The organism is Pelagicoccus sp. SDUM812002, from assembly GCF_031127835.1.
Lineage (GTDB): Bacteria > Verrucomicrobiota > Verrucomicrobiia > Opitutales > Opitutaceae > Pelagicoccus.
Genome location: NZ_JARXHX010000039.1, coordinates 1 through 8,542 on the forward strand (window position 1 = coordinate 1; position 8,542 = coordinate 8,542).

The 8,542-nt window shown below is 52.0% G+C and carries 13 protein-coding genes and 2 pseudogenes; 10 read left to right on the forward strand and 5 right to left on the reverse strand.

Annotation, left to right across the window (positions count from 1 at the left end; all coding sequences use genetic code 11):
- The first annotated feature begins 344 nt into the window (after positions 1–344).
- Together QEH53_RS23020 and QEH53_RS23025 are read left to right on the forward strand one after the other, a co-directional pair.
- Positions 345–566 carry a hypothetical protein gene (locus QEH53_RS23020; RefSeq protein WP_309025590.1) on the forward strand — a complete coding sequence of 74 codons (222 nt, stop codon included), beginning with the start codon at positions 345–347 and terminating at the stop codon, positions 564–566.
- Entirely contained in the window at positions 553–795 is a 243-nt protein-coding gene (locus QEH53_RS23025) for a type II toxin-antitoxin system RelE/ParE family toxin (RefSeq protein WP_309025591.1), read from the forward strand. Before QEH53_RS23020 ends, QEH53_RS23025 begins: the two co-directional genes overlap by 14 nt.
- Before the next feature lie 114 nt (positions 796–909).
- Here QEH53_RS23025 and QEH53_RS24545 read toward each other — a convergent pair whose 3' ends face one another.
- Both QEH53_RS24545 and QEH53_RS24550 read right to left on the reverse strand, forming a co-directional pair.
- Positions 910–1,266: a group II intron maturase-specific domain-containing protein gene (locus tag QEH53_RS24545; protein WP_369426452.1), complete on the reverse strand. Its 357-nt coding sequence runs from the start codon at positions 1,264–1,266 to the stop codon at positions 910–912.
- A gap of 292 nt (positions 1,267–1,558) precedes the next feature.
- Positions 1,559–2,280: pseudogene (locus QEH53_RS24550) on the reverse strand (reverse transcriptase domain-containing protein); the annotation flags it as partial.
- A 633-nt stretch (positions 2,281–2,913) separates the two neighbouring features.
- Here QEH53_RS24550 and QEH53_RS23040 point away from each other — a divergent pair.
- Both QEH53_RS23040 and QEH53_RS24280 read left to right on the forward strand, forming a co-directional pair.
- Complete coding sequence (locus QEH53_RS23040) at positions 2,914–3,156, forward strand: type II toxin-antitoxin system Phd/YefM family antitoxin (protein ID WP_309025594.1); 243 nt, start codon at positions 2,914–2,916, stop codon at positions 3,154–3,156.
- Positions 3,150–3,419: a Txe/YoeB family addiction module toxin gene (locus tag QEH53_RS24280; protein WP_345785748.1), complete on the forward strand. Its 270-nt coding sequence runs from the start codon at positions 3,150–3,152 to the stop codon at positions 3,417–3,419. Before QEH53_RS23040 ends, QEH53_RS24280 begins: the two co-directional genes overlap by 7 nt.
- Before the next feature lie 90 nt (positions 3,420–3,509).
- Here the strand turns inward: QEH53_RS24280 and QEH53_RS23045 are convergent, their stop codons facing one another.
- A complete protein-coding gene (locus QEH53_RS23045) occupies positions 3,510–3,965 on the reverse strand; it encodes a group II intron maturase-specific domain-containing protein (protein ID WP_369426453.1) in 456 nt (151 codons plus the stop codon).
- Between the two features lie 66 nt (positions 3,966–4,031).
- A pseudogene (locus tag QEH53_RS23050) lies at positions 4,032–4,735 on the reverse strand (reverse transcriptase domain-containing protein); the annotation flags it as partial.
- Positions 4,736–5,154: 419 nt separating this feature from the next.
- On the opposite strand from QEH53_RS23050, the gene QEH53_RS23055 reads away from it, so the two are divergent.
- Together QEH53_RS23055 and QEH53_RS23060 are read left to right on the forward strand one after the other, a co-directional pair.
- A complete protein-coding gene (locus QEH53_RS23055; RefSeq protein ID WP_309025597.1) occupies positions 5,155–5,355 on the forward strand; it encodes a type II toxin-antitoxin system VapB family antitoxin in 201 nt (66 codons plus the stop codon).
- Positions 5,352–5,762, forward strand: a complete 411-nt coding sequence (locus QEH53_RS23060) for a hypothetical protein (RefSeq protein WP_309025598.1) — start codon at positions 5,352–5,354, stop codon at positions 5,760–5,762. The genes QEH53_RS23055 and QEH53_RS23060 overlap by 4 nt, the downstream gene beginning before the upstream one ends.
- An 84-nt stretch (positions 5,763–5,846) precedes the next feature.
- Here the strand turns inward: QEH53_RS23060 and QEH53_RS23065 are convergent, their stop codons facing one another.
- Positions 5,847–6,161, reverse strand: coding sequence for a group II intron maturase-specific domain-containing protein (locus QEH53_RS23065; RefSeq protein WP_309025599.1), 315 nt, complete (start codon positions 6,159–6,161; stop codon positions 5,847–5,849).
- Between the two features lie 78 nt (positions 6,162–6,239).
- On the opposite strand from QEH53_RS23065, the gene QEH53_RS23070 reads away from it, so the two are divergent.
- The 4 genes from QEH53_RS23070 (at position 6,240) to QEH53_RS23080 (ending at position 8,338) form a co-directional block, all read left to right on the forward strand.
- Positions 6,240–6,614 (forward strand): TonB family protein, encoded by a 375-nt coding sequence (locus QEH53_RS23070; RefSeq protein ID WP_309025600.1) that lies wholly within the window; start codon positions 6,240–6,242, stop codon positions 6,612–6,614.
- A gap of 172 nt (positions 6,615–6,786) precedes the next feature.
- Positions 6,787–6,984 carry a type II toxin-antitoxin system VapB family antitoxin gene (locus QEH53_RS23075; protein ID WP_309025601.1) on the forward strand — a complete coding sequence of 66 codons (198 nt, stop codon included), beginning with the start codon at positions 6,787–6,789 and terminating at the stop codon, positions 6,982–6,984.
- On the forward strand, positions 6,984–7,385 hold the full coding sequence (locus QEH53_RS24285) for a PIN domain-containing protein (RefSeq protein WP_345785749.1): 402 nt from the start codon (positions 6,984–6,986) through the stop codon (positions 7,383–7,385). The genes QEH53_RS23075 and QEH53_RS24285 overlap by 1 nt, the downstream gene beginning before the upstream one ends.
- A gap of 440 nt (positions 7,386–7,825) precedes the next feature.
- Positions 7,826–8,338 (forward strand): hypothetical protein, encoded by a 513-nt coding sequence (locus QEH53_RS23080; protein ID WP_309025602.1) that lies wholly within the window; start codon positions 7,826–7,828, stop codon positions 8,336–8,338.
- The last annotated feature ends 204 nt before the right edge of the window (positions 8,339–8,542 follow it).

Below are 8,542 nucleotides of genomic sequence, written 5' to 3' on the forward strand. Positions count from 1 at the left end.
TCGCCCGAGACACTGAGCCTTCTATGACGTGTTGTTCGCTTCGCTGTCGTCATTACATTCCTCGGTACTTGTCCATCGTCTCGCGGCTTTGCCTAGGGCTTCCTTCCCAGAAGCGTCGCCACTTCGCAGTTGCCTTCGGTTAGTACTTTTTCTTAGTTCATTCTCACTATCGATGATACCCTACAGGTTCCATGTACAGTGGACTTTAACCACATCAGTCGACGCCCATGCCGGGCGTACCCAGACGCTGCAGACAACGGCGGCAAGCCGCCGCGTCTGAGCTCGACGTTCGGCAGAAAAGACATCTTGCCGTTTTAGCGTCAAACCGTCAAGATGGCGTGATCATGAGCAAAGCAACACTATACCTAGACGACACCCTTCATAAGGCGTTGAGAATCAAGGCAGCGGAAACGAGACAGTCCATGTCTGACCTTGTCAACGATGCCCTCAAAATGGTTCTAAGGGAGGACCTGGAGGACATCTCCGACTGGAAAGTTCGAAGAAAAGAGAAGACAGTGAGCTACGACGAGCTACTTTCCCAGCTTAAGAAAGATGGCACTATATAACCTAGAATTCGCCTCTTCCGTACGCAAAGACCTCAAGAAGATACACAAAAAGGAGGTAAAGCGGATTTTAGCCAAAATCGAAGACTTAGCTGATGAGCCTAGACCAGATGGGGCAAAGAAGCTCACCAATGAAGAGCTATATAGGATTCGCATCGGCAACTATCGAGTCATTTACGAAATCTTTGATGACCATCTAGTTGTTCACGTGGTCAAAGTCGGTCACCGATAAGATGTATACAAAAATTAAGCCGAAATCGGGTAGCCCGGGGCATTAACCCCCCAAGCTCCCACAACACCACTCATACGGATCCGTAAGTGGCGTTTACCAGTTATATAGCGGCGTTCAGGCGTTCGCCTGAACGCCGTTTCTAAAGAAGATCAGCAGTTTGTACAGCGATGGGACTCCTTGCTTCTCGAGCCAAGAGTTGGACAACGCGTATCGAACAAGTGAATTCATGCTGAGCCGCCAATAGCCCTTCCGGCTACGGCTCGCCAACTTCACCGCCGAGGGTTCAACGCCGAGCCCTAACAGCATCCGACGTCTCATCCGAGGCAATTTCCACATCTTCCAATAGCATAGGCGTACGCGGCGGCGGATCCATCCGTCCCAAGCCCGAGTGTCCTTGAAAAGCAGACCCGGCTTGAAGTAGTGGAACCAACCGACGCAATACGAACGGAGCTTCGACAGTCGAACCTCCATCGATACGCCCAGGCTTCGCGAAGTAAGCTCCTTCACGCGCAGCTTGAACCGCTTGAGCGACTTCTCGCTCGCGCGTATCCGCTTTCCCGCGACATTGAAGCCGAGGAACTCGCATTTCCCCAGAGGGGACACGCGCGTCTTGTCGTCGTTGACCAACAGTTTGAGCTTGCACTCCACGTAGCGGCGTATCTCCACCAAGGCCTCCTAGGCTCTGGCATTCGATCTCGCCATCGAGGAAGTCGTCCGCGTAGCGAACCGACGGCAGCCCCATCCCCTCAATCATGCGATCGAGAGGATCCAGCATTATATTGGCCAGCAGCGGCGACAAGGGACCGCCTTGAGGAACCTCTCTCGGAGTCTTCTCGGCAGTCCCATCCTCAAGCCTCACGCCGGCTCGAAGGTATTTGCAGATTAAACGCAGTACGCGCTTGTCACGGACCTTCAGGCCGATGCGATGCATCAGCAGGTCGTGATTCACGACGTCGAAGTAACTCTTCAAGTCGCATTCCACTGCCCAGCTGCATCCATCCAGGCTGCATTCCTTATCCGTTCGACGGCGTCGCTCGCGCGACGCCCCACCCTGAAACCGTAGCTCCGGTCGCTGAAGTCCGCATCGAAAACCGGACCCAGCACTTGGGCTATGGCTTGCTGGATCACCCGATCCACAACGGTGGGTACGCCCAGAGGGCGCTCCTCACCATTCGACTTAGGTATCCAGACTCTCCTTACTGCAGCCGGAGCGTAGCGGCCCTCGCGTATCTGCCCTATCAGGCGCGGCAGGTGATCGCGAGCGAACGCAGGAAACTCCTCGACCGACATCCCGTCGACACCCGGAGCGCCTTTGTTTGACCGCACGCGTTTCCACGCCGCATTCAGGTTCGATTCGCTCAGGACCTGCTCTAGCAGACCGTTCTGCGGAACTCCATTCTCCTCGGGCTGCGGCGCATGATCGCTCATAGCCGCGCCCGGTCGTTTCCGCCTCCTAGGTTCGGTCCTTCGTCGCGGGTGAGCCATCCGGACACCTTCGCTGGACGGGTAACCCGTCGGCAGCTACTCCCTGGCTCGTTTCACGCAACTACTATGACCTCGGCTGACTCCTCGCCCCTCAACGCGTCCATTGCTGGACGAACCGCGATGCCTTGTCGGCGGATTTAAGCCGACACCGCCCGTGGACGAGGCCTCCCCGGGTAAGAACACGTTGTTTCGATGCGCGACCTCGGGATTTACCTTCATGGCTGAACTGAGGGTTTCGCTGTGTTGTGCCAGCTCACCCGCCATACCAGCCTTATATCCCGTTGTTTTTCGCTTCGCTGTCGGACTACGTCCTCGGTACTTTTCGTAAGCCCGCATCTTTGACGTAGGCTTCCTTCCCACGAAACCTCACAATTCCGCAGGTGCCATAGTCTAGTCCTTTCTCTTGATATGTACAGTTCATGAACATGGGACTTTCACCCAATTACAACGTGCCCATGCCGGGCACACACAAGGCGGCCGATACAACTCGGGTAAGCGCTCCGTCTTTCACTTCACCCAAGACACCTTCATACCCAACCCGACGTGGAGGCTTTAACCCGCCCCTCGCGTATCACCTCGACGTTGGCAAAAGATGGAATTGACATAACGCACGCTTTTACGCACGCTTCCTCAATGAACACCGTCACAGCCACAAAAGCCAGAGGGAAGCTCTACTCACTCATAGACGAAGCAAATACCTCTCATGAGCCAATCCAGATCACTGGGAAGAGAGGTAACGCTGTCCTGATCTCGGAGGACGATTGGAGATCGATTCAAGAAACTCTCTACCTCCAATCGATTCCAGGCATGGTTAAGTCCATCCAGGAAGCCAGAAAAGAGGGAATTGAAAAAGGATCAACCGCACTGGATTGGTGAGCTACGATATTATCTTCTCTAGGCAGGCACAAAAAGACGCCAGAAAACTAACAAAAAGCAATTTAAAGACAAAGGCATCTGAATTGATAGAAATCATCAAAAAGGATCCATTTCAATCACCTCCAAGAATTGGCGTTCTCACAGGAAACCTAGAAGGTTGCTATTCTCGAAGAATCAATATTCAGCACAGACTCGTCTACGAAGTCTTAGAAGAGCAAAATATTGTACACGTATTGAGAATGTGGTCACATTATGGTGAATAAAATGGTGCCAAATCGAGTAGCGAGGGGCATTGACTCCCCCCGCTCTCACACCACCTGCCCTGCGGATCCGCAGCCAGACTGATCACTGTGTTACGCAGTCTGCTTTATGGCGGTTATACGCCTGAACTTTACGTTCAACCATTGTTGCCTGATTTCAATCAGGCTCTCGTTCGACAGCCAATCGTTCGTCATCCCAGCCTTGCAGCCGAGATGTTTGGATACACGCCAATAGCCCTTCGAGGTGCGGGCGAAGCCCGCCGCCTCCTTGTGTTTCGCTCCCAGCTTGCGCAGGTTTAGATAGCGCCGTTTGGCACGTTTCCACATGCGCCAGTAGCACATGCGAAGACGGCGACGCAGCCATTGGTCCATTGGCCGCCAGACGCTGGATACAGCGCCGTGACCAAAGCAGCCCATCCAGCCGCGTACGTAGCGACAGTTCTTTGCCATGCGGTAGCCCATGCTCACGCCCCAGTTGCGACAGCTGTACTCCCTGAGACGGTACTTGAACTCCGCCAGCGAGTCTTCGCTAATCACGATCTTCTTCATCCGAAAACTGAAGCCGAGATAGCTCAGTTCCCTAACCGGGCGGACCGAACTTTTCTCGCGCTTCACTTCTGGCTGAAGCTTGTCCTCAATAAACCGATACAGGCTATCGAAGAAGCGAAGAGCGGAGCGCTCGCTTTTCACGAGCACGACGAAGTCGTCCGCGTAGCAGACAAACTTGTGGCCACGCTTTTCGAGCTCTTTGTCTAATGCATCGAGCACTAGATTCGAGAGCAAAGGGCTAAGGGGCCGCCTTGCGGCATCCCCTCCGGCGTGTCGTGACAGGATCCCAGCTCGACGTAGCCCGCTTGCAGGTAGCGCCTGACCAGACGCACCACGGGTCCGGCCCCTTCGAGACGTTCGCGCAGCGCTTTCAAGGCGCGAGCCTGCGGGACTTTGTCGAAGAACGACTTCAGGTCGATGTCCACCGACCAACGGCAGTCTTCGGCTATGTGTCCGTCGATGCGACGCGCCGCATCGTGCCCTCGACGGTTCGGCCGGAAGCCGTAGCTGTTTTCGCTGAGCTGCCGTCCAGTACTAGACAGAGCGTTTGATGGATCGTGGACGACTCTTCGCTGGACGGGTGACCCGTCGGCAGCTACTCCGCTTCCGTTTCCGCGGCTACTATGCCCTCTGCTGACTCCTCTACCGTAGACCACCCCGCCATCGCTGGCGAAGCTGCGCCTGTTCGCGGGCGGATTGAAGCCCTGGCAAGCCAGCGGTAGAGGCCTCCTCGGATAAGCTGATACCCTTTCCCGACGCAACTGCGCCATTTACGCTTCCAGACTGACCTGATGTGCTTCGCGATCCTTGGCCCGCTCGCCCGCTGTCAGCGCCTCCTATGGCGTGTTGTTCGCTTCGCTGTCGTCATTACATTCCTCGGTACTTGTACATCTGCTCGTCGGTTTGATCCACACTGCTTTCGCACCCAACCTCGCGACTGCGCGCTTGTGCTTCTCTAGTGATCGATTTGTTGTTCAGGTCTCTCACAATGGACTTTCACCATATTAGGTTATCAGCATGCCGAGCATACCCAAACGTGGCGGACAACTTCGGCGAACGCCCGCTTCTTCCAACACAAAACACCCAAATCATTGACCTCAGAAATGGAGGCAAAGCCTAGGCCTCGTCGTATGGTCTTGGCGTTCATCAAAGAAATTGACTCAACCGATCTTTGTGCGAGACTTCGCACATGGCAACAAACATCGAACTGAACGAAAACCTCCTATCGAAAGCCATGAGGCTCGGTGGAATGAGAACGAAGAAGGAAGCCGTGAATCAGGCACTTTCCGAATATGTCCAACGGAGAGAACAACTTAAGATTCTTGATTTCTTTGGCACGGTGGACCTAGACCCTGACTACGACTACAAGAAGCAGAGAAAAGTTAAGTGAAGGTAATCGTAGATACCGACGTTTGGTCTGAGGCACTCAGAAGAAAGAAGGGAAAGAAATCGGCTCATGTGGACGAACTGGTCGACCTGATTCAGGAGGGACGTATAGAGATCATCGGACCAATCAGAATGGAGGTCCTCTCCGGAATCAGGGAAAGACAGGTGTTCGATTCGTTTTCAGAAAGACTGGCAGCATTTCCAGACAGTGCGATTCCCTCGGAAGTGTATGTTTTGGCAGCGCGATTCTTCAACCTCTGCAGAAGCAATGGAATCCAAGGATCCAATACCGATTTCGTGATCTGCGCTTGCTCGGTTCATTGGAATATACCGATTCTCTCTAAAGACAAAGACTACCTCTTATACAAAAAGCACATCCCGATAGAACTCATCCAACCTAGGAAAAAATAGGATGAAATCGGGTAGCCAGGGGCATTAACTCCCCAGCTCCCACACCACCTAGCATGCGGATCCGCACTAGGCGGTTCCAATACGCTATCGGGACGTATCCGGATAGCGTACACGCGACCAGAGGTCTACGAGGGACAGGACCCCTTGCTCCTCCAAGTAGTGCTTAGATAGGGCCTGGCTCACGCCGGGCGACTTGGACATCTTCCAGTGGCCCAGCTTCGTCACCCCCGTGATGGTCGCATTGCGGCGACTCACCCCAAGGGACGTCAGGTTGCGAACGTGATTGGCGATCCTCTTCCACTGCTTCCAATAGCAGCAACGGATTCGGCGACGTATCCAGTGATCCATGTAGTTCTCAAGGAGCTGGTCGAGCAGCTCGTCCTTGATCTTGTCTTTCATCGTAGGGTGTCCTTTATGGTTACGAACAGCCCCGCAGCCAGCTACTTACACAAAATTTTGTACACCCTCTTTATGATCATGAATATCAAAACAATACTCCTCACCCTTCTCATCACAGCAACCTTAAGTCTTCAAGCTTCGGAAAAATTTGAATACAAAAAGGTTGAATATCCTGTTTATGCTATCAGCCAAGACTTCATGCCCACGAAGTTTTCAAACCCCATTTATCCAGCGAAAGCTAGGAAGGAAAAACGAGGCGGAAAAGTGGTCATAGGCGCTGTCGTGAACGAAAAAGGAAAAGTTACTGATGCTTTTATCAAAGAAAGCGAAGTAGAAGCAGATCTAGAGCAAGCATGCCTCACATCGATTCGAAGATCACGATTTCCAGTCGCTTCAAAGCATTCAAGAGAAGCTCCATATATTATCTTTATTCCTATGACTTTGGAACCGTAACAAAAATTCGAGCCAGACGACGCATACAACTTCGGCAAACGCCCGCTCCTTCCAACACAAGACACCCAAATCAACGACCTCAGAAATTGAGGCCAAGCCTAAGCCTCGTCGTATGGTCTCGACGTTCACCAAAAAGATTGACCGTCAGACTTTGATGTGTAAAAACTCACACATGGCAACAAATCTCGCAATCGACGACGCCCTCTTAAGCAAAGCACTAAAAATAGGAGGAAAGAAAACAAAAAAAGACACTGTTAACGAAGCACTCAGAGAATTCATAGTCCGAAGAGAACAAAAGAAGGTCCTCGATCTATTCGGCACCGTAGACTACTTCGAAGACTACGAACCCAAGAAAGCTCGAAAGAAATAATGGTTATAGTAGATTCTGACGTCTGGTCTGAGGCTTTCCGAAGAAAAGGAAAAGAAAGTCTTCGCGTCCTAGAGCTTCGCAACCTTGTCAACGAAGGCGAAGTCGTAATGATCGGCCCGATTCGACAAGAGGCATTGTCAGGAATCAAAGAGCCTGAACGATTCGAAAAGATTAGAGACGCGTTGAGAGCATTCCCAAGTCAAAGAATTGAGGAACCGATATATGAAACGGCTGCATCATTCTACAATCTATGTAGAAGCAAAGGCGTCCATGGATCACATACAGATTTTCTCATTTGTGCCTGTGCAGTAAAATGGAAGGCATCAATCTTAACGAAGGACAAAGATTTCACTCGATACGCAAAACTCACTCCAATCGAACTATATTCAAATATGGGGTGAAACAGACGTGGCATACAATTCCGGACGCTGCGCCGCCGCCATAGTATGCACTCGGCGATGGCAGAAAATGTGATTATATAACTGAATAAAGGAGACGTACTCGAATCGATGTAAGCAGCATCCTCAAGCAGTGCGACCACGACATCCCCCAAGCCAATACGATGTGGTCCGATTCGAGTCTAACCATAGAGACAGATCATGACGACTGGCTGTTCAAGCATCAGTTTTTGCGTAGAATCCCCCAGCGACCCCGAAGCGTTGCTAAAGAAAGCCCGAGTCCGAAGGCAACCGAAACCGACAGGAACGAACCCAAAAGAAGAGCCAGATGACAAGCGGAACATCTTTGAAGAAACGAAGATTGCCATCAAGTCGGTGCATACAATTCCGGCAATCGCCCGCCTCTCTCGCCTCGATCCCAGACTTGAAAACACTAACTTGAAATGGAACCCCAACTGAGGCCTCCACGTATGGCCTCTGCGATGGGCAAAAAAATATCAGAAATGAAACTTACTGCGATATCAGGCAAAGTCAGTCACGTAGTTCGAACCACTAGCACCGGGGGCGGAGGAACAAAAGGAGCACCCGTTGGAACTGCTCACAACACAGCCTTCCGACTAGATGGTCGCCAAATCCAAATTCAAGGGAGTGTTAGCTGGCTATCCGAAGGTGACCATGTGACTATAATAGGAGAAGCTCAAGGAAGCAATATAGAGCCTTTAGCAGCTCGCAACGACACATCCGGATACGAAAGTATAGATGGACATGTGTCCAAAAAAATATCGATTTTCTTAATTGTTATTGGGGTCATCACGATTCCCATCTTTATAGGTTGGCCCGTCCTGGCTTTAGGGACCTGGTTCCTATCTGTAGGGATGAAGAAAAACAAACAAATAGACGAAGCGGCGACTATCCTCCGAGGCATCCCTCGTTCAACCGCAATTCAATCCGAATGAAGCATTAGCCCAAATCGGGTAGCCAGGGGCATTAACTCCCCCAGCTCCCACACCACCTAGCAAGCCGATCCGCACTAGGCGGTTCCAATACGCTATCGGGACGTATCCAGATAGTGAACGCGCGACCACAAGTCCACCAGCGACAACAGTCCCTGTTCCTTGAGGTAGCGATTAGATAGGGCCTGATTCACGCCGGGCGTTTTG